This is a genomic window from Streptomyces liliifuscus, from assembly GCF_016598615.1.
Classification (GTDB): domain Bacteria; phylum Actinomycetota; class Actinomycetes; order Streptomycetales; family Streptomycetaceae; genus Streptomyces; species Streptomyces liliifuscus.
This window is the reverse complement of record NZ_CP066831.1, coordinates 7,795,338-7,814,860: the sequence shown is the minus strand read 5'-3', so window position 1 is coordinate 7,814,860 and position 19,523 is coordinate 7,795,338. Positions and strand designations below refer to the sequence as shown.

17 protein-coding genes are annotated in these 19,523 nt (G+C 71.3%); 8 read left to right on the top strand and 9 right to left on the bottom strand.

Annotated elements, in window-relative coordinates; all coding sequences use genetic code 11:
• Positions 1-168: 168 nt before the first annotated feature.
• Together pspAA and JEQ17_RS33615 are read right to left on the bottom strand one after the other, a co-directional pair.
• Entirely contained in the window at positions 169-447 is a 279-nt protein-coding gene (pspAA, locus tag JEQ17_RS33620; protein WP_143631130.1) for a PspA-associated protein PspAA, read from the bottom strand.
• Between the two features lie 34 nt (positions 448-481).
• Positions 482-1,276, bottom strand: coding sequence for a PspA/IM30 family protein (locus JEQ17_RS33615; RefSeq protein ID WP_055618414.1), 795 nt, complete (start codon positions 1,274-1,276; stop codon positions 482-484).
• 278 nt (positions 1,277-1,554) lie between these two features.
• On the opposite strand from JEQ17_RS33615, the gene JEQ17_RS33610 reads away from it, so the two are divergent.
• Together JEQ17_RS33610 and JEQ17_RS33605 are read left to right on the top strand one after the other, a co-directional pair.
• Positions 1,555-2,181: a DUF3043 domain-containing protein gene (locus JEQ17_RS33610; protein ID WP_143631134.1), complete on the top strand. Its 627-nt coding sequence runs from the start codon at positions 1,555-1,557 to the stop codon at positions 2,179-2,181.
• A gap of 80 nt (positions 2,182-2,261) precedes the next feature.
• Positions 2,262-2,966 carry a class I SAM-dependent methyltransferase gene (locus JEQ17_RS33605; protein ID WP_143632796.1) on the top strand — a complete coding sequence of 235 codons (705 nt, stop codon included), beginning with the start codon at positions 2,262-2,264 and terminating at the stop codon, positions 2,964-2,966.
• A 282-nt stretch (positions 2,967-3,248) separates the two neighbouring features.
• Here JEQ17_RS33605 and JEQ17_RS33600 read toward each other — a convergent pair whose 3' ends face one another.
• The gene (locus tag JEQ17_RS33600; protein WP_055618417.1) at positions 3,249-3,461 is read right to left on the bottom strand and encodes a hypothetical protein; all 213 of its coding nucleotides are present in this window, start codon (positions 3,459-3,461) and stop codon (positions 3,249-3,251) included.
• Between the two features lie 218 nt (positions 3,462-3,679).
• Here JEQ17_RS33600 and JEQ17_RS33595 point away from each other — a divergent pair, with 218 nt between their 5' ends.
• On the top strand, positions 3,680-4,879 hold the full coding sequence (locus JEQ17_RS33595; protein ID WP_200398758.1) for a bifunctional adenosylcobinamide kinase/adenosylcobinamide-phosphate guanylyltransferase: 1,200 nt from the start codon (positions 3,680-3,682) through the stop codon (positions 4,877-4,879).
• On the opposite strand, the gene JEQ17_RS33590 is transcribed toward JEQ17_RS33595, so the two are convergent.
• Positions 4,863-6,035, bottom strand: a complete 1,173-nt coding sequence (locus JEQ17_RS33590) for a class I SAM-dependent methyltransferase (RefSeq protein ID WP_200398757.1) — start codon at positions 6,033-6,035, stop codon at positions 4,863-4,865. The genes JEQ17_RS33595 and JEQ17_RS33590 overlap by 17 nt on opposite strands.
• Before the next feature lie 200 nt (positions 6,036-6,235).
• Between JEQ17_RS33590 and cobT the strand changes: the two genes are divergently transcribed.
• The 3 genes from cobT to JEQ17_RS33575 all read left to right on the top strand — a co-directional run bounded on the left by cobT (position 6,236) and on the right by JEQ17_RS33575 (position 10,112).
• Positions 6,236-7,291, top strand: coding sequence for a nicotinate-nucleotide--dimethylbenzimidazole phosphoribosyltransferase (cobT, locus tag JEQ17_RS33585; protein ID WP_200398756.1), 1,056 nt, complete (start codon positions 6,236-6,238; stop codon positions 7,289-7,291).
• Between the two features lie 211 nt (positions 7,292-7,502).
• Positions 7,503-9,332 carry a phosphatidylglycerol lysyltransferase domain-containing protein gene (locus JEQ17_RS33580; RefSeq protein WP_200398755.1) on the top strand — a complete coding sequence of 610 codons (1,830 nt, stop codon included), beginning with the start codon at positions 7,503-7,505 and terminating at the stop codon, positions 9,330-9,332.
• A 78-nt stretch (positions 9,333-9,410) separates the two neighbouring features.
• Positions 9,411-10,112, top strand: a complete 702-nt coding sequence (locus JEQ17_RS33575; RefSeq protein ID WP_200398754.1) for a hypothetical protein — start codon at positions 9,411-9,413, stop codon at positions 10,110-10,112.
• On the opposite strand, the gene JEQ17_RS33570 is transcribed toward JEQ17_RS33575, so the two are convergent.
• On the bottom strand, positions 10,049-10,816 hold the full coding sequence (locus tag JEQ17_RS33570) for a hypothetical protein (protein ID WP_200398753.1): 768 nt from the start codon (positions 10,814-10,816) through the stop codon (positions 10,049-10,051). The genes JEQ17_RS33575 and JEQ17_RS33570 overlap by 64 nt on opposite strands.
• A gap of 60 nt (positions 10,817-10,876) precedes the next feature.
• On the opposite strand from JEQ17_RS33570, the gene JEQ17_RS33565 reads away from it, so the two are divergent.
• On the top strand, positions 10,877-11,680 hold the full coding sequence (locus tag JEQ17_RS33565; protein WP_200398752.1) for an adenosylcobinamide-GDP ribazoletransferase: 804 nt from the start codon (positions 10,877-10,879) through the stop codon (positions 11,678-11,680).
• Between the two features lie 184 nt (positions 11,681-11,864).
• Here JEQ17_RS33565 and JEQ17_RS33560 read toward each other — a convergent pair whose 3' ends face one another.
• From JEQ17_RS33560 to JEQ17_RS33545, 4 genes are all read right to left on the bottom strand, one after another.
• The gene (locus JEQ17_RS33560; RefSeq protein WP_200398751.1) at positions 11,865-12,509 is read right to left on the bottom strand and encodes a spherulation-specific family 4 protein; all 645 of its coding nucleotides are present in this window, start codon (positions 12,507-12,509) and stop codon (positions 11,865-11,867) included.
• On the bottom strand, positions 12,506-14,029 hold the full coding sequence (locus JEQ17_RS33555; protein ID WP_200398750.1) for a hypothetical protein: 1,524 nt from the start codon (positions 14,027-14,029) through the stop codon (positions 12,506-12,508). The genes JEQ17_RS33560 and JEQ17_RS33555 overlap by 4 nt, the downstream gene beginning before the upstream one ends.
• Positions 14,026-15,549 carry a GT4 family glycosyltransferase PelF gene (pelF, locus tag JEQ17_RS33550; RefSeq protein ID WP_200398749.1) on the bottom strand — a complete coding sequence of 508 codons (1,524 nt, stop codon included), beginning with the start codon at positions 15,547-15,549 and terminating at the stop codon, positions 14,026-14,028. The genes JEQ17_RS33555 and pelF overlap by 4 nt, the downstream gene beginning before the upstream one ends.
• A 93-nt stretch (positions 15,550-15,642) precedes the next feature.
• Positions 15,643-17,679, bottom strand: a complete 2,037-nt coding sequence (locus JEQ17_RS33545) for a hypothetical protein (RefSeq protein ID WP_200398748.1) — start codon at positions 17,677-17,679, stop codon at positions 15,643-15,645.
• A gap of 282 nt (positions 17,680-17,961) precedes the next feature.
• Here JEQ17_RS33545 and JEQ17_RS33540 point away from each other — a divergent pair, with 282 nt between their 5' ends.
• A complete protein-coding gene (locus JEQ17_RS33540; protein ID WP_200398747.1) occupies positions 17,962-19,512 on the top strand; it encodes a leucyl aminopeptidase in 1,551 nt (516 codons plus the stop codon).
• The last annotated feature ends 11 nt before the right edge of the window (positions 19,513-19,523 follow it).

Sequence of the window (19,523 nt, the reverse complement as noted above, 5' to 3'; positions counted from 1 at the left end):
TGCCACCGGTAATCGGGCCTGGCCCGACGTTTTTCGCCCCCGCCGCCCCTACCCGTTCCCATCCTTCTGGGGCTCCGCCCCAGACCCCGTCCGCAGCGATTTCGGGTGCGGGTTCGGTGGGAACTGCGCAGTCTTTTGGGGGTTCGGCGGCGGCGGGGGCGAGGAAAGTCAGCCGGGGATCAAGCCGTCGTCGTTCAGCATTTCCCGGACCTCGGAGAGTGTCGCGTCCGGGGACGGGAGGATCAGTTCGGAGGGTTCGAGGGCGGCGTCGGGGAGTGGCGCGCCAAGGCGGCGGACCGCGTCGAGGAGCGCCCCCAGCGTGCGCCGGAAGCCCTCCTCGTCACCGGACTCCATCTCCGCGAGGAGCTCGTCGTCCAGCTTGTTCAGTTCGGTGAGGTGGCCGTCGTCCAGCCTCACCTGTCCCTCCCCCATGATCCGTACGATCATGACGCCCTCCTCGGCGTGGGACTACTGCCTGCGGCTACTGCTTGTCGAAGCGCGGAGTGTCCTGCGGCTGCTGCTGGGACTGAGTCTGGTCCTTGCCGCCCTCGATCGCCTGCTGGGAGGAGGAACCGCCGGCCAGCTCGGCCTTCATGCGCTGCAGCTCCAGCTCCACGTCCGTGCCGCCGGAGAGCCGGTCGAGCTCGGTCTGGATGTCGTCCTTGGCGAGCCCGGAGGAGTCGTCGAGGGCGCCGGAGGCGAGCAGCTCGTCGATGGCACCGGCGCGCGCCTGGAGCTGCGCGGTCTTGTCCTCGGCCCGCTGGATGGCCATGCCGACGTCGCCCATCTCCTCGGAGATGCCCGAGAAGGCCTCGCCGATCCGGGTCTGCGCCTGGGCGGCCGTGTACGTCGCCTTGATCGTTTCCTTCTTGGTCCGGAAGGCGTCGACCTTGGCCTGGAGCCGCTGCGCCGCGAGGGTGAGCTTCTCCTCCTCGCCCTGGAGGGTCTGGTGCTGCGTCTCCAGGTCGGTGACCTGCTGCTGGAGCGCGGCACGGCGCGACAGCGCCTCACGGGCCAGGTCCTCACGACCCAGCGCGAGCGCCTTGCGACCCTGGTCCTCCAGCTTGGAGGACTGGTTCTGGAGCTGGTTCAGCTGCAGCTCCAGGCGCTTTCGGGAGGTCGCCACATCGGCGACTCCCCGGCGCACCTTCTGCAGCAGCTCCAGCTGCTTCTGGTACGAGTAGTCGAGGGTTTCGCGCGGGTCCTCGGCCCGGTCAAGGGCCTTGTTCGCCTTCGCGCGGAAGATCATCCCCATACGCTTCATGACACCGCTCATGGGCTTCGCGCGCCCCCTTCTGACGGACTCCAGCTCCAGCGACTGCAACAGAACCCACAGTACGGGCCCTGCATCCATTACCGCACTGTTCGGGGACGGATGCGCTCATCCCCAAGGACGACTGTGAATGATCTTGCTCCGGCGTAGGGAGTAGGTGTCCCCCTGGGTTCGTCCCGGGGTCGGCCGGGAGAACCGTGGGCAGCCACCCCTTTTCGGGCCCCTCTGTCCCCCTACAGACGACCGGTGTTGCCGGATCGTTCCCCACTCGGCTGACGTCCATGCCTCCGTACCCCTTACCCTTGGGTTTTGTGTTCCGTAGCCGTGCCAAGGATGAGAAGGCCCACGCCGACAAGGCGCCGGTGACCGACTCCACTCAGCCCCGTGACCCGCAGGCCCCCAAGGGTCGGCCCACGCCCAAGCGCAGTGAGGCCCAGTCCCAGCGCCGAAGCGTGGCCAATACGCCGACGACGCGCAAGGAGGCCGCAAAGCGGCAGCGTGACGATCGCCGTACCCAGATGGCGAAGCAGCGCGAGGCGCTGGCCAGTGGGGACGAGCGCTATCTGCCCGCCCGTGACAAGGGCCCCGTGCGCAAGTTCGCGCGCGACTTCATCGACTCGCGGTTCTGCATCGCCGAGTTCTTCCTGCCGCTGGCGGTGATCATCCTCGTCCTGAGCATGGTCCAGATCGCCCAGCTGCAGAACGTGGCGCTGCTGCTGTGGCTCTTCGTGATCGTGATGATCGTGGTCGACTCGATCGGTATCGCGATCCGTATGAAGAAGCAGCTGAACGCGCGCTACCCGGACGAGCCCAAGCGCGGCGCGGTCGCCTACGCACTGATGCGCAGCCTCCAGATGCGTCGCCTCCGGCTGCCGAAGCCGCAGGTCAAGCGCGGAGAGCGGCCCTGAGCGCGGCATCTTTCGCGGGGGGCGCGGCCGATGCCTGGCTGAGCAAGCTGGGCGGCCTGCGTGATGTCGTACGGCAGGAACTGGTCGCCCGGCAGCTCGACGAGCAGATAGCCGGGCGGTTTCCCGTCGGGCAGCGGCTGCGCGTGCTCGACGTGGGCATGGGCCAGGGCACGCAGGCGCTGCGGCTGGCCCGGGCCGGGCATCAGGTCACGGGGGTCGAGCAGGACTCCACGATGATCGCCGTCGCGCGTGAGAGCCTCGCCGCCGAGCCGGAGGGGATCCGCAGCCGGGTGCGGCTCGTCGAGAGCGACGGTCGGGACACCGGGGTCCACTTCCTGCCGGGCAGCTTCGACGTGGTGCTGTGCCACGGCGTGCTGATGTACGTCGAGGAGCCCGACCCCCTCCTCGCCGGGCTCGCCCGGATGCTGGCCCCCGGCGGACTGCTCTCCCTGCTCGTACGGAACGCCGACGCGCTGGCCATGCGGCCGGGGCTGGCCGGCGACTGGGCGGGCACCCTGGCGTCGTTCGACACCAGCGCGTACACGAACCGCCTCGGGCTCGACGTACGGGCCGACCGGCTCGACGCGCTCACCGGCACGCTGGCCGGGATCGGGGCGCCGCTGCACGCCTGGTACGGCGTGCGGGTCTTCACGGACACCGCCGCGGACGACGCGGCCGTCCCGGACGACGTGGAGACGCTGCTGGCCGCCGAGGAGCGGGCCGGCCGGACGGATCCGTACCGCCGGGTGGCGGCCCTGCTTCACCTGTGCGGCGTACGGGGCTGAGACCCCTGTTCGGCCCGGCGTTCGGCCCCGCATCGCAGGCCGGATCCACCGCCCCGAGGCAAGACCCGGGGCATGGATGACGCGTCGCCTGCCCGTCTCCGCCCCCGCCCCCATCCCCGTGTCCGCGGTCCTGCCTGGCGCCTTCCCTTGATCGCCGGCTGCTGCGCGGTCCTGCTCGGCGGGTGTTCCGGCGATGGGACGTCGACCGGGACCGAGGCGGGCGGCGTGGGGGCCGCGGTCGTTCGTACGGCCGCGGCCCTCACGCGTATGGGCTACGGCGGCCTAGGAAGCCTCTGCGTGCAGGCTCATCGGGCCGTAGATCTCCGTGGCGTCCTCGGAGAGCCGGACCTGGTCCGCCCCCGCCTCGGCCAGCGCCTTCCAGTGTTCGCCGAGCCAGGACTCCGCGTCGCCCTGGGTGGTGAACTCCTCGGGCTGGACCGCGGGCTGGACTTCCGTCCCGTCGGCCTTCTCGAACCGCCACGTCCATGCCGCCATGTCAGCCTCCCAAAGTTCCCAGCAAGATCGGGCTCTCGCCCTGCAGCCTAGGCGGTTCGGTGGTTGTCCGGTGTTCAAAGGTGCAGGTCGAGAAGTGTTGTGTGCTGTCTTCGGGTTGGTGGGGGCTTGTCGCGCAGTTCCCCGCGCTCCTTGAGGGGCGCGCTCCCGTGTACCCCCCTGACGGGCACGAGCCATGTTGACGCGGGAAAATCTGAGTCGTGGAAGTTACTTTGCTTGGTACCGGTGGGCCCTCGGGGCTGCCTCGGCCCGACTGTCCCTGTGCCGCTTGTTCGGTGGCGCTGGGTGTGGATGCTCGGGCGGCTGCCGCTTTGTTGGTGGACGGGGCGTTGTTGCTGGATCTGACGCCCGGGGCGGCCTTTGCCGCGGCTCGGGCCGGGCGGTCGTTGGGCGGGGTGCGGCAGGTGTTGCTGTCGCATCCGCACAACGGGCCCGCGGTGGAGGTGCCGGCGGGGCTGCCGCAGCCGGGGCGGGTGCCGGACGGGCGGGAGCTGGCGCTGCTGACGGGGCATCGGGTGCGCGCGGTGCCGATGGACGCGCCGGGCACCGGGTACGCGGTGACGGGGCCCGACGGGCAGCGGCTGCTGTATCTGCCGCCGGGCGCGGCGCCCGCGGGGCTTGAGGAGGCGGCCGGTACGTACGACATGGTGGTCGCCGATGTCGTCGGGCGGCCGGACGCGCTGGCGCGGCTGCGGGTGGCGGGGGCCGTCGGGCCGGCCACTGATGTGATCGCGGTGCACCTCGACCACGACGTGCCGCCCGGCCGGGAGCTGCGGCGGCGGCTCGCGGCGGCGGGGGCACGGGCGGTGCCGGACGGTACGACGCTGACCGTGGGGGTGTACGAGGACGTGCCCGATGTGCCCAGGCGGACCCTGGTGCTCGGCGGGGCCCGGTCCGGGAAGTCCGTGGAGGCCGAGCGGAGGCTTGAGGCCTTTCCTGACGTGCTGTACGTGGCGACCGGCGGGACTCGGAACGGGGACGGCGAGTGGGCCGCCCGCGTGCACGCCCATCGTGAGCGGCGGCCCGGCTCCTGGCGTACCGCCGAGACCTGTGACCTCGTACCCCTGTTGAAGGACGAGGGGGCGCCGCTGCTCGTGGACTGTCTTTCGTTGTGGCTGACGGACGCGATGGACTCGGTGAACGCGTGGGACGACGACGAGTGGGGCGGGGGCGGTGAGCGTGCGCTGCGGGCCCGGGTGGAGGAGCTGACGGCCGCCGTCCGCGAGACCCGTCGCACGGTGGTCGCCGTCTCCAACGAGGTCGGCTCCGGCATCGTCCCCGCCACCCCCTCCGGTCGCCGCTACCGCGACGAACTCGGCCGCCTCAACGCGGCGTTCGCGGCCGAGTGCGAGCACGTGCTGCTGGTGGTGGCGGGGCAGGCGCTCACTCTGAAGGGTTAGGGGGAAGGTCCGGCGCGGGCCGGAGGGAGGGCCTGCCCGTCGTCTTGCGGGCGATGATGCGGTACGCGTTCGAGAAGCGGGTGCGGCGCAGGAGCGGGGCCAGGACGTGGTCCAGGGCGAAGGCGGAGGCCAGCAGCGGGGTGGTGGCCCTCGTCAGGGCCGTACGGAGGGTGCGTTGGAGGTCGGTCGGCGGGCTCGGGCGCCAGGGCTCGTCGCCGCCCGGCAGCCGGTTGCCGATCGCGAGGGCGAGGGCGCCCGTCAGGTCGTACGGGATGTGCGGTTCGCGGCGGTCGGTGGAGACGACCGTGCAGCCGAGCTCGTCGAGTTCGTCGAGCAGGTTGCGCAGCGGCATGAGGTGGAGGTGCTGCGGCTGGCAGTAGGACACCCACCACTTGCCGAGCAGCGCGCCGAACGCGCAGTCCGGGTCCGGGACTTCGACGAGCAGATGCCCGCCGGGACGCAGTACGGCGAGCGCGGCGCGCAGTTCCTCGCGCGGGTCGGGGCTGTGCTCCAGGTGGTGGAACATGCTGACCACGTCGTAGCGGGCGCGCAGCCGGTCGACCAGGTCGGGCAGCCGGCCGTGGTGCGCCTCCTCGACCCGGCCCGCCGTCCGCGCCTGCTCGACGCGCGAGGTGGGGTCGAGCCCGTCGAAGGACGTGTAGGTGTACAACTCCTTGGCCGCCGCCGGGAAGTGGCCGTGGCCGGTGCCGACGTCCAGCCAGCTCTCGGGTTCGGGGTACGGGAGCATCGCGCGGGCGGCTGCCTCGTGGCGTCTGCGTCCGGCGCGGGTGCGCAGGATCCGCTCGGCGAAGCCCTCGTGGGTGTCGTGGTGCTCGTGGCCCTCGTAGAAGTCCCGGTAGTAGAAGGCCAGGCCCTCTGCGGTGAGGCGGGGGTTCTGGAAGGCGTGGGCGCAGTCCTCGCACTCGTCGACGACGAAGGTGCCGGGCTTGTGCTGGAGCAGGTCCGGGGTGCGCAGGCGGGTGCGCAGCCGTCGGGAGCCGCACCAGGGGCAGTCGGGCCGGCGGGGCTCGTGGAAGTGGTCGGTGCCCTGGGCGAGTTCGCTGAGATACGCGGCGCGGCGCCGGGCGACGGTCTGCTGGGCGGGGGGTGTGGTTGGCGCGGGCGGTGTCGCGGGGGTGGGGGGTGTGGGGGGCATGGTCTGTCTGCTCCTGCCGGTCCGACGCTGTACGACCCTGTAGAGGCTGATATGAGCTACTACCGGTCGATACAAACCGGTATGACAATCCACTGCAAACCGGAACGTATGGGATAGCGATCTTCGATGCAACGACCCTGTGCAGCGCACTGACCGACCGTCAGGAGACCGGCCCGATCACTGCCGGTACTGTTCGGCGAATGAGCTCGCTTAATCTCGACGACTTCACCGATCTGATCGAGCGCCCCGACGGCGGTGTGCGCCGTGACGCCGAGGCGCGCCGGGAGCGGCAGGTCGTGCCGCCCGGGGCCCTGGGACGCCTCGACGATCTCGGTGAGTGGCTGGCGGCCGCGCAGTCGGCCGTGCCGGTGCGGGCGATCGAGCGTCCGCGTGTGGTGCTGTTCGCGGGTGACCACGGGGTCGCCGGACTCGGGGTGTCGGCGCGGCCCGCGGGGAGCGCGGACGAGCTGGTGCGCGCCGTGCTCGACGGTTCGAGCCCCGTCTCGGTGCTGGCCCGGCGGCTCGGGGTGCCCGTGCGCGTGGTGGACATGGCCCTCGACTGCGAGCCGGAGAGCCTGCCCGACGAGGTCGTACGACACCGGGTGCGGCGCGGCTCCGGGCGGATCGACGTGGAGGACGCGCTGACCCTGGAGGAGGCGGAGGCCGCGTTCCTCGCGGGGGTCGCCGTCGCGGACGAGGAGGCGGACTCCGGGACCGATCTCGTCGTGCTCGGGGATGTGAGTGTCGGAGGGACCACCGCCGCGGCCGTGCTCATCGCGGCGCTGTGCGGTACCGACGCGTCGGTCGTCACCGGGCGTGGGGGGCGGGCCATCGACGACCTCGCCTGGATGCGCAAGTGCGCGGCGGTTCGCGACGCTCTGCGTCGCGCTCGGCCCGTGCTGGGGGATCAGCTGCAGTTGCTCGCGGCGGTGGGCGGGGCGGATCTTGCCGCGATCACCGGGTTCCTGTTGCAGAGTGCGGCGCGGAAGACGCCGGTGATCCTTGACGGAGTCGTCTCGGCCGCGTGCGCGCTGGTCGGGCAGCGGGTTGCGTTCCGCGCGCCGGACTGGTGGCTGGCCGGGCAGACCAGTGGTGAGCCCGCCCAGGCGAAGGCGTTCGACCGGATGGCCCTTGAGCCGCTTCTCGATCACGGGGTGACTGTTGGGGAGGGGGCGGGGGCGTTGCTCGCGCTGCCTCTGGTGCAGGCCGCGGCCGCCTTGGCGGCGGAGCTCCCCGAGGGTCCCGAGAAGGAGTAGCGGCTCGGGGTCAGGTCGTCGGGTGCGGGGCAATGGGGGCTGATCGCGCAGTTCCCCGCGCCCCTAAAAGCGGGGCTGCGCCCCAGCTTTTGTCTTTGAGGGGCGCGGGGAACTGCGCGGGCAACCCCCACCCACCCGCACCCGCCCCCCAACGCAACCACCCCACCCAGTAGGCGCCCATGCGCAACAACGCCCCATATGATCCCGTTTCATGGGAAGCGCCCGAATCGCCGTCAAGCAAACCCCGGCTCCGGAGCCAGAGCGGGCCCCCACCCGCACAGGCGACACCGCCCGCCCGACCACCCCCGCCTCGCGACGAGCAGCCGCGTTCGCCGTCTGGTACCTCCGCCTCGTCGCGTTCCTCAACTTCCTGAGCGCCGTATGGGTCTCCCTCGGCCAGGACGTGCGCCGCCACAACACCGAGAACTACTTCACCCCGTACCTCCTGACGGCAGGCTTCGCGTCGGGTGCGTTCACGATGTTCCTGGCGATCACGATGCGCCGCCGCAAACGGGCCGCCTGGATCCTCAACCTCGTACTCAGCGGGCTCTTCCTGCTGCTGTTCGCCTTCGCGATGGTCTTCCCGGAGATCCGCGAGTATCCGCAGAACTGGATCTCCCTCGCCCTGACGGCGGCTTTCGTGGCGTCCCTCTTCGTCGGCCGACGCGAGTTCTACGCAAAGGGCGACCGCTCGAACCCGAAGCTGGCGGCGGCCGTCGCGGTCGGCGGCCTGCTGCTCTGCTCGCTGCTCGCCGCGCTCCTGGTGACCGTCACGAACGACGCGCACGACGCCGACCGTTCGACCTTCCCCGACCGCTGGCGCTACGGCACCCTGCGGCTGATCTCGGTCGCCGCCGACGAGTCCCGCTTCCCCGGGATCACCTCTCCCAACTGGGTGAACGTCACCATCAACGTGCTCAGCACCCTGCTGGTCCTGGCCGTCTTCTACGCGGCCTTCCGTTCCCGTCGTGCAGTCGACCCGCTCACCGAGGGCGACGAGGAGCGGCTGCGGGCGCTGCTCGACAGGAACGGCGACCGCGACTCCCTCGGCTACTTCGCGCTGCGGCGGGAGAAGAGCGTGGTGTGGTCGCCGACCGGCAAGGCGGCCGTCGTCTACCGCGTCGTGAGCGGTGTCTCGCTGGCCTCCGGCGACCCGATCGGCGATCCCGAGGCGTGGCCCGGCGCCATCGACCCCTGGCTCGCCGAGGCGCGCGCCCACGGCTGGATCCCGGCGGTGATGGGCGCGAGCGAGGAGGCGGGGACCATCTACGCACGCCACGGCCTGGACGCGCTGGAGCTCGGCGACGAGGCGATCGTCGAGACGGCCGAGTTCACGCTGGAGGGGCGGGCCATGCGGACCGTCCGCCAGGCCTACAACCGCGTCCAGCGCGCCGGCTACCAGGTCCGCATCCGGCGCCACGAGGACATCCCGGCCGACGAGATGGCGTACCTGCTGAAGCGGGCCGACGACTGGCGGGACGGGGCCACCGAGCGGGGCTTCAGCATGGCGCTGGGGCGGCTCGGGGATCCGGGCGACGGGCGGTGCGTGATGCTCGAATGCACGAACAGCCGCGCGGGCGAAGGCGCGGACGAGCTGAGAGCGGTGCTCTCCTTCGTGCCCTGGGGGCCGCACGGGCTCTCCCTCGACCTCATGCGGCGGGACCGGGACTCCGAGAACGGGCTGATGGAGTTCATGGTCATCCAGCTCCTCCAGCGGGCCCCCGAGATCGGGATCACGCAGGTCTCGCTCAACTTCGCGATGTTCCGTTCCGTCTTCGAACGTGGCGCGCGTCTCGGCGCGGGCCCGGTACTGCGGCTGTGGAGGTCACTCCTCAGCTTCTTCTCGCGCTGGTGGCAGATCGAGTCGCTGTACCGCGCCAACGCCAAGTACCGGCCCATCTGGGAACCACGGTTCCTGCTCTTCGAGAAGAGCGGTGACCTGCCGCGCATCGGCATCGCCGCGGCCCGCGCGGAGGGGTTCCTGGAGGCGCCGGGACTGCCGAAGTGGCTGCACCGCAAGCACCTGGAGTCGCACAGATGAGTATCCGCGGATGAGGCGGACAAGACAGATGAGGCAGACGAGGCAGGCGAGTACGCACGGGCCTGCGGCCGCCCGCCGATGAGCGCCGTCGCCCGGCTGGCCCGCGCCGAATGGGGCCCGCTGTACGGGGCCGTACGCGCGGGCCTCGTCGAGCGGCGCCTGCGGGCGATCCCCATGACCGTCGCCGCGGTGTGCCTGACGGCGCTCACGCAGTACGCGCAGAACCAGCCTTGGGGCTACCGGTTCGTCCAGAACATCGGTGCCGTCCGCGCCGAGGACCCGCTCTGGCTCGCCCTGCTGCGCACCCCGCTCTCCCTCTTCGTACCGGCTCTGGACCTGCCCGTGTGGGGTGCGCTCGCGCAGATCCTGCTCGTGTTCGGGATCGCCGAGATCTGTCTGGGCTGGTGGCGCACGCTCGTCATCGCGTACGTCGCCACGCTGGCCGGCACCCTCTACGCGCGGGTGGGCATCGCGCTCGGCCCGCACGGCTTTCTGGGGCTGCCCGCCTCGGACTCGCTGGTCGTGGACACCGGGCCGTCGGCGGCCGTGGTCGGGCTCGCGGTCTTTCTCTGTTGGCGGTATCGCGCGTACGTCACCGCGGGGGTCGTCGTCGTGGCCATGGTGGTGGAGGTGCTGCTCAAGGAGAACCTGGCGGGCAAGGAGCATCTGGCCGCGATCGCGGCCGTGCTGGTGCTGTGCGGGATCTCCGAGCTGCGTCACCGGCCGCCGGGCAGGGACCGGACGGGTTCCGGGTCCGGTTTGCCGCCGATCCAGTCCTGAAGCTTGCGGCGGGGGCCCGCCCAGCGGCGGTCGTGGTGGTAGGCCCGCAGCTGGGCCTTGGCCCGGGCTCGGTGCCGTCTGCGGTAGAAGCGCTTGGCCCACGGGGAGCCGGGGCGGGCGAGGCGGACGGCGCCCACCAGGGCGACGAGCGGGACGATCACTCCGAAGATCGCCATACGTGCCTTGCCCTTGCTCAGGGCCAGCAGCGAGATGAGGAAGTTGAGTCCGATGCTCACGATGACGCCAGCGCGGTCCTGCAGTTCGTCCTCGGTGAGGTCGTTGACGCCGAACGGCAGGAAGCCGCTGAGCATCAGGCCCACCAGGGCCGCGGTGAGCACCACGACCTCGACGCTCTTGCGGCCCTCCTCGCTCCAGTAGACGTCGTCGAGGTGCAGGATCAGCGCGAACTCGTCGAGGACGAGGCCCGCGCCGATGCCGAACACCACGGCGAACACTGCCGAGCCGAAGCCGTGCCGGCCGCTGCCCACCGCGCCGAAGCCGCCGATCACGGTCAGGACGACTCCGGGGACCACGTGGTGGATGTGGACACCGCCGGCCTCGACGTTGCCGAAGGGGCCCTTGCCCGCGCGGATCATCCGGACGACGATCCGGGTGATCAAGAAGGTCAGTACGAAGGAGGCGAGCGCCAGCAGCAGCGGCAGTTTTCCCGGTTCGGTGATGTTCCGTGTCCACCAATGACCCATGTGCGCACTTTATCCGCGGCTGCCGTGGGCGGCTTCCGGGCCGCCGGGTAACCTGCGCCGGTGTCCACGCCTCCGCCGGAAACTCCCGGGACCCCCTGGTCCGACGGCCTCCGTTTCGCCTTCGGCACGCTCACCGTGCTGCCCGTGAAGGTGACTCGGTGGGACCGTGAGGCCGCGCGGGCCGGGATGCTGTGCGCGCCCGTCGCCGGGCTGGTCGTGGGTCTCGCCGCGGCGGTGGTCGGCCTGTTCCTGCTGGTCCTCGGTGCGGGGCCGCTGCTCGCGGCGGTGGCCGGGGCGGCCGTTCCCGCCGTGCTGACGCGCGGGCTCCATCTCGACGGGCTCGCCGACACCGCGGACGGGCTGGGCAGCGGCAAGCCGGCCGCGGACGCGTTGCGCATCATGAAGCAGTCGGACATCGGGCCGTTCGGTGTCATCACCCTTGTGTTCGTGCTGTTCGCCCAGGTGGCGGCGCTTGCGGAGGCCTACGGCGGCTCTTGGGGGCGGGGGGCTTTCGCGACCGTCGTGTCGGCGGTCGCGGCCCGGCTCGCGCTCACCCTTGCCGCGCGGGTGGGTGTGCCTGCGGCTCGGCCCGAGGGGTTGGGGGCGGTGGTCGCCGGCACGGTGCCCCTGCGGGGGGCTGTGCTGGTGGGGGTCGGGGTGGCCGTCCTCGTGGGGGTGGCGGGGCTGTTGTTCGGAACGTACGGGCTCGTTCTGGGCGGGGTTGCCGTGCTGGTCGCGTGCGGGTGCGCCGAGCTTCTGCTGCGGCACTGTGTTCGCCGGTTCGGCGGGATCACCGGGGATGTCTTCGGAGGGTTGGCCGAAACCGCGGCTACTTCGGCGCTGGTGGTTCTTGCTGTGTGGTGACAGTGCGGGCCCGGTGGGGGCTGGTCGCGCAGTTCCCCGCGCCCCTAAAAGCGGGGCTGCGCCCCAGCTTTTGTCTTTCAGGGGCGCGGGGAACTGCGCGACCAGCCACGGACTACCTGCACGTCGCGAACCACAGGAACCCCCATCCACCCAGGGGCGCGGCGAACTGAGCTCAAGTCGCTGCTCAGCCCGCCTGCAAGGCGTGCGGCAGGGTGCCCCAGGGGTGGGCGCCCTCTCCCGGGACCGCGCAGTGGATCGTGGCGCCCCGGGCGCGGGCCAGGTCGCCCACGAGGGCGCCCGGGGGAACGCCGTGGACCAGGTGGCACTGGCGGGTGCGGCCCCCCGTGAACGGAGCGGGGCGCAACGTCCGGTACGTCTCCCATGTGCCCTCGAACGTGACGAGGACGTCGGCGAGACGGGCGTACGCCGGATGCGGAGGCGCCCCGTGGTTGAGGGCGAGAGTCGTGCAGCCCGCCCCCCACGCGGACGTGGCGAGCCGCTGGTAGTAGCCGAAGTCGCCGAGCCCCGAGGCGACTTGGTCGAGGAACGCGCCGTCCGCGCCGTACCAGTCGCGGTACCGCGAGAGGTCCCGGACGACCTCCGCGCGCGGCCTGCGGCCGTAGTCGGTGTCGGCGTACCCGAGCACCCGAACGTCCGCCGCCCGCAGCCGCTCGGCGACCTCGGCGAAGGCCGGGTCGGCGCGCTCGCCGGGCCCGCTGGCCGGGTTCAGCACGACCCCGTAGAGGCGGGGCGCGGCCTCGACGATCGCTTCCCATTCGGCGGGGCGGACGGACGGGTGCTCGTAGTACGGGACGAGGAGAGTGCTCATCTGTGGGCGGTCGCCCTTCCCAGTTGCCAACAGACCAATGTCGCCAGCACCGCGGCGGCGGCGCCGTACACGAAGAGGCCGACCAGGTGCGGGCTCACCCCGTCCACGAGGAGCGCCCCGGCCTGGGCGAGACCCGCGGCGCAGCAGACCACGGCGGCGCTCAGGACGGCCCCGAACGACTGGAGCAGCAGACCGGTCCAGAGGACGACGCCGAGGAGCATCAGGGCGGTGAGCCGTACGCCGCCGAGGCCGGGCGCGTGCGGCCAGAGCGCGGCCGTGGCGAGGCTGAGCAGGAACAGCGCGGCGAGATAGCCGCTGAGGCATTTGACGAGGGTGCCCGAGGTGGTCCGCCAGAACTCGCGCGAGGTGCTGCTGGAGCGCAGCCCGGCGAGGCTTCCGCTGCGGAAGCGGTGGAGCAGCCACTCGGCGGGCCCCATGCTCAGCGTGAGCGCCACGGCGGCCGGGGCGGCGACCGCGGCGGTCGACGACCCGTCGGCCAGGACGTCGCCGAGCGCCACGAACACGACGAGGACGCCGCTGCCGAGGCCGAAGAAGGCGTACGGCAGGGAGCCGGCGAGCCAGGGCGAGGCGCTGCGCGGCCGTCTGGTCTCCTGGGCGCCGCCGAAGGGCAGCAGGGCCGCGAACCCGGCGGACCAGCCGATCCGTGTCCCGTCCCCCGACTGCCTTACGGCCGGGGCGACTTCGATCGCGGCGAGCGCGCCGACGATGCCGAGCGAGCCGAACAGCAGGGCCAGTCTCGCGGCCTCGGGGACCGGTTGGGTCATTGCCAGTACGGCACCGGCCGCCATGGGCAACAGGGCGGCCAGCAGGGCCCGTTCGCGGCCCATCACGAGCAGTACGGTGGCGGCCGCGAGGTAGCAGGACTGGCCGGCGGCGAAGGCGACCGCGCCGAGGTGGCCGGGGGCGACGGCGAGTGCGACGAGTGAGCCGAGCAGGGCGCCCATGGGGGCACCGACGAGGAGCGAGCGGCGGGAGGCCGCCTTGTCGCCCAACCCCAGCCAGGAGTAAGCCCGGTGGGCGAGCCCCTGGTTCCAGGTCCAGCCGCACAGGGCGCCGGCCAGCAGCGGGACCGTACCGGCGGGGAGGCCGAGGCCGTCCTGCGGGCCCGCGAGGAGGGGTGCCCCGAGGACGTAGCCGAGGCCGGGCAGTGCGAAGACGACGCCTCTCAACAGGCAGCCCAGCAGGCCGATCTCCCAGGGGTCGTGGGCCGGCCCCTCGGGTTCGGGATGGCGGCGTTCGACCCGCTCGTACAGCTCCTCGGCGAGTGAGAAGGAGTCCTTGCAGCCGTACTTCTCGCGTATCTGGTCGTCCGACATTCCGTCGGACTCCAGGAGCGCGGCTATCTCGTCCGGGTGGACGGCGGCGGCCACGAACTCCTCAAGGCGATTGGCGAGTTCGTCCACCGGGTCGGGCTCCGCCCAGCTGGGACGGCGTTGGCGCGGCACATAGGGCAGGGTGTCGGGCCGCGAGCCGGGCGGCATCCTGATCGATCCGCTCACCAGCCGGTCCCGTCCGTCGCGACGGCCTGGTACCAGGGGTCGCGCAGTTCGAGGGTCCAGTCGGCGACGGTCTCCAGCGTGGGCTCGTACACCTCGGGCAGGCCCGCGAGCTCCTGGTAGATCGTCCGGAAGGCGTCCACGGAGCGGCGGAGCGTGAAGCGCTCGATGACGCGCTGGCGGGCCAACTGTCCCAGTTCCAGGCGTCGTTCGTCGTCCCGCAGCAGTACGAGCGCGGCGGCGGCCATCTTCTCGGGCTCGCGCGGCGGCACCACGAGCCCCGTGTCGCCGACCGCCTCGCTGACGCCGCCCACGTCGGTGGAGACCGTGGTCCGGCCGCACGACATGGCCTCGATGATCGAGAAGGGGAAACCCTCCGAGATGGAGGAGAGCATCACGACGTGCCCGGCCGCGTAGGCCCGCCACACCTCGCTGATGCGGCCCTCGAAGGTGAGCCCGTCCGTGGCGCCCAGTTCGGCGGCGAGCTTCTCCAGTCTGGTCTTGTACGCCTCTCCGCCGGGCGGCACCGGGCCGAACAACCGCAGCCTGGTCTCGGGGAGTTCGGCGCGCACCATGGCGTACGCGCGCAGCAGCGTTTCGAGGTCCTTGATGGGGTCGACGCGGCCGCACCAGGTGAGCGTGGGTACGTCCGGCTCGGGTCCGGCGTGCGGGAAGGCGGCGGGGTCGACGCCGTTGTAGACGGTACGGATCTTGTCCGGGTCGGCGCCGCCGCGCTCCTCCCAGCGGCGGTTGTACTGGTTGCACGGGGTGATGAGGTCGGCCGTCCTGTAGCCGAGGGTGTTGAGCTCTCGGTAGAAGCCGAGCATCAGGGCCTTGACGGGCCACCGCTGGGCGTCGCTGCGGTAGCCGAGGTAGCGCTCGCGCAGATAGATGCCGTGCTCGGTGAGCAGGAACGGGATGCCGTCCAACTGCCGTGCGGCCAGGGCGGGAAGTGTGGCCAGACCGCTGCCGGTGGCGTGCGAGACGGAGTTCTCGGGCAGCCGGACGCCCAGCGGGCGCAGCGCGTGTTCCAGCAGGTCGGTGGCGGTCAGCGCGTCGTGCACGGTGGGGCGGGCCTGGGCGATCCGGAGATGCGGCATGGTCCAGATCCACATCAGCGAGCGCAGCGCGGCCTCGGTGCGCAGGGCCGCCGAAAGCTTTCCGTCACGGGCGAGTCGGGCGAGTTCGTAGAAGGCCTCGCCGAAGTCGCAGTGCGCCTCGGGGTCCAGGAAGGACAGCAGGAACCGCTCGTAGGTGTCGATGAAGCGGCGGCGGGCGGGGCCACGCGGTGCGCGCCGGGATCCCTGCAGCGTGCCCCACAGCGGTACGGACGTGTGCTGGTAGACGTTGCTCGGCAGCTCCCAGGTCACGGGTTCACGGCCGTTGCCGGAGAGCGAGACGACGTTGAACTCGACTTCGGGCATCCCCTTCACGAGCTGGTCGCACCAGGTGCTGACCCCGCCGTGGACCAGTGGATACGTGCCCTCAGTGAGCATGGTGACATGACGGCCTTTGCTCATCATGCGTGTTCCCCCCTGGAACATTTCTTACGGCTCGGTGGCGCGCCCCGGCCGGTCTTGGCCGGGGCGCGCGTCATGCTGCGGCGCTTGTCTCCGTTATGCGGGCAGTCTGAGGGTGAGGGCTGTCTGCAGAGCGTCCGGCGTGGTCCAGGCCGATCGCTCTCCCGCGTAGGGCGTCCCGAACGCGGTGGTGCCGAGCAGGAGTTGCTTGAGGGTCCCTTCGGGCGCGGTCACCGGGATCTGTGTCCCGGACGGGGCGGTGACGGTGACGGTCGTGCCGACGCGGTACGCCGTGACGTCACCGTCGGCGACGGCCTCCTGCCAGGCGGCGCGGCGCTTCAGTTCGGTGCCGATGGCGCTCTGCCGAGGGTTCTCCAGCGGGGCGTTGTCGGCGTAGAGGGCGCGGTAGTCGGCGAGCACCTTGTCCAGGACCGGGTAGAGCAGCCGGTCCTCGGCCAGGTTGGACTGGTGCACGTAGTGCGGGCGCGGGTCGTTGCCCACGGCGTGGCCGAGGGCGGTGCGGGCCTCCTGCGGGAGGATGTACGACTCGAAGCCGGTCGCCGGGTCGAGCGGGTCGTCGAGACAGGTCGACGTGGGGTTGTTCTCGCAGACGCCGCTGCCGCCGTCGGCCTTCGAGGTGTAGATCCAGTTGTACTCGTCGGTCATCTCCTCGGACGTGCCGACGTTGTAGTACACGTTCATCGGGTGGCGGGGCACGGTCAGGGTGCTGCCCACCGAACGCTGCTGCGGTTCACGGGAGTTGTCGGAGGCTGTCCAGTCGACACCGTTGTCCGCGAGGGCTCCGGCGAGGTTCGGGTTGTCGTCCGGCTGCTGCGGCAGGGTCTTCAGACCGGAGTGCTCGCCGGTGACCAACTCGCTGCTGTCGACGGGCAGTCCGTGGCTCGCCGCCCACAGGTTGTTGTCGCGGATCTCCGCCGAGATGTCGGCGCGGCTCACGTACCGGGTCGAGCCGTCGGCGTTCTTCGCGCAGCTCCACGGCACGGTGCTGGTGTCCTGGACGCAGCCGAGGAAGGGGTGTGTGTAGGTGTGGTTGACCCAGCGGTACTCGCCCTTGTCGGCGAGGAGTTGGTCGGTCAGCGCGTCGACGTTGCCGTTCTCGCTCTTCCACTCCTCACCGGCGCCGGCGTTGTAGACCATGTCGAGGGTGAAGCCGCTGTCCCGCTGCCACTGGGCGGCGTGCACCGCGTCGGCCGCGGTCATACGGATCGGTGTGGTTCCCTCACCGTCACCGCCCACGCAGTCGAAGTCGCCGGGTGTGCAGTTGCGTTCGGTGTCCCAGCGGCTGTCGGGCGCGAACACGTCATCGACATGGACAGAAAAGTAGTTCCTGCTCCGGCCGAGGTGTACGCCCTGAGTCAGCCATTCGACAATGCCGCGGGCAAGGACGCGGAACTGCTGCTGGTAGTGGTTGTACGCGAAGGTCACGACGAGTTCGCGACGTCCGTCGTGCGCGTACTCGCCGACCAGGCTGCCACGGCCGGTCCCGCCGGGCACGGCGATGTCCACGTAGCTGGTGAAGCCCGCGCGGGGCCGGGCCACGTAGCCGTAACTCTCCTGGACGGAGGGCGAGTTGTCCTCGAATGCCAGGGGGCCGTCGAGGTAGCCGAAATGGCCCGCCCCGCCCGCCGTGGTGACCGCCGCCTCGCGGCCGTCGAGCGTGCCGGCCCAGCCGCCCGCGTCCGTGTAGTCGAGGCCGACCCCGGGGTGCGCCCAGGTGTAGGCGTCGACCTGGGGGATGCCGAAGGTCCTCTCGTACGTCTCCAGGGCCGTCTGCTCGGCCGAACCGGTTCCGAACGGCGCCTCGTTGGGCAGCACGACGCCCTGGTACCTGGCGCGCGGCGTGCCGTCCACCGTGTCGCTCAGGAACGCCTCGTCGATGGTCGGGCGGCCGGAGTCGTTCAGGTCGACGGTCGTGTACGGGATGCCGGTGGTCCTCAGCTCCTCCGTGATGGCTTCCACGGGGCTGTCGCCGTTGTCGACGACGAGCACCTTCAGATCGATGCGCGGCTCTTCCGCCGCCGACGCCCCGGGGGTTCCCAGCCCCAGGCTCAGCAGACCGGCGGCCGCCATGACAGCGGCCGCGTTTCTCCATCTGCGCGCACTCTGCGCCATGTTCGCCCCTCCCCCAACAAGATCCCCTGATGGTCAATTCGAGGAGGATCCGTGGAAATCATGCAAAGCGACGAGTGGGTTACTCATCGCAAACAGCAGGAGTGTGTCTCAGGTCACAGAAGTGAGAGGTGATAAGTGGCCAGGCCACCACGCACGGATGAACGGCCGCTGGAATGAGCGAAACGCGCCACCGCGCGTAGGCTCGTGCCCGGGACTCCACCGCCCCGGCCGACCTCACCCCTGACGGCCACAGCAACTCAATGGAAGCGAGATTTCACCACCGTGACTGCTCTCACTCTCAGCACCGCCGCGGCACCCGGCCTGCGGGTCGACGCCATCGTCGTCGGTGTCGCCAAGGGCACCGGGCCCAAGTCCGGGGACCTGGTCGTGGCACCGGGCGCCGAGGCCGTGGACAAGGCGTACGACGGCAGGCTCGCCGGCGTTCTGGAGACCCTCGGCGCCTCGGGCGGCGAGGGCGAGGTGACGAAGCTGCCGGCTCCGTCCGGCTTCAAGGCTCCGCTCGTGCTGGCGGTCGGTCTCGGTGCTCTGCCGGAGAAGGACGGTTCCTTCTCCGGGGAGACCCTGCGCCGGGCCGCCGGTGTCGCCGCACGTGCCCTCGCCGGTTCGAAGAAGGCGGCCTTCGCCCTGCCGATCGAGGACGCCGCCGACGCGGGCGCCGTCGGCGAGGGCGCGCTGCTCGGCGCGTACTCCTTCGACGTCTACAAGGAGAACGGCAAGAGCGACGGCAGCGGGATGGACGCGAAGAACAGCAAGGCCCCGCTCGCCGAGGCCACGCTGCTCGGCGGCAAGCCCCGCGACAAGGCGTTCAAGGCGGCCGTCGAGCGCGCCACCGCCGTGTCCGAGGAGCTGAACCGCGCCCGCGACCTCATCAACACCCCGCCGAACGACCTGAACCCGGAGGCCTTCGCCGCCGTCGCGCAGGCCGCGGCCAAGGAGCACGGCATCAAGGTGCAGGTGCTCGACGAGAAGGCCCTGGCGAAGGGCGGCTACGGCGGCATCCTCGGCGTCGGCGTCGGTTCCGCGTCCGCGCCCCGCCTGGTGAAGCTGTCGTACACCTCCTCCAAGGCGAAGAAGCACCTCGCCTTCGTCGGCAAGGGCATCACCTACGACTCGGGCGGCATCTCGCTGAAGCCGGCCGGGCACAACGAGACGATGAAGTGCGACATGAGCGGCGCCGCCGCCGTGTTCGCCGCGGTCGTCGCCGCCTCGCGGCTGGGTCTGGAGGTCAACGTGACCGGCTGGCTCGCGCTGGCGGAGAACATGCCCTCCGGTTCCGCGACCCGCCCCGGTGACGTGCTGCGCATGTACAGCGGCAAGACCGTCGAGGTCCTCAACACCGACGCCGAGGGCCGGCTCGTCCTCGCCGACGCGCTCGCCAAGGCCTCCGAGGAGACCCCGGACGCGATCGTCGACGTGGCGACGCTGACCGGCGCGATGATGCTGGCGCTGGGCAACCGGACGTTCGGTGTCATGGCGAACGACGACTCGTTCCGTACCGCGGTGTACGAGGCGGCCGAGGAGGTCGGCGAGGCGGCGTGGCCGATGCCGCTGCCGGACCACCTCAAGAAGGGGATGGACTCCCCCACGGCCGACATCGCCAACATGGGCGAGCGGTACGGCGGCGGCCTGGTGGCCGGGTTGTTCCTGAAGGAGTTCGTGGGTGAGGGCATCACCTGGGCGCACCTCGATATCGCCGGGCCTGCCTTCAATGAGCAGGGGCCGTTCGGGTACACGCCCAAGGGGGGTACGGGGTCTGCTGTGCGTACGTTGGTTCGGCTTGCCGAGCTGACGGCTGCCGGGGATTTGGGCTGACGCCCGCCCGA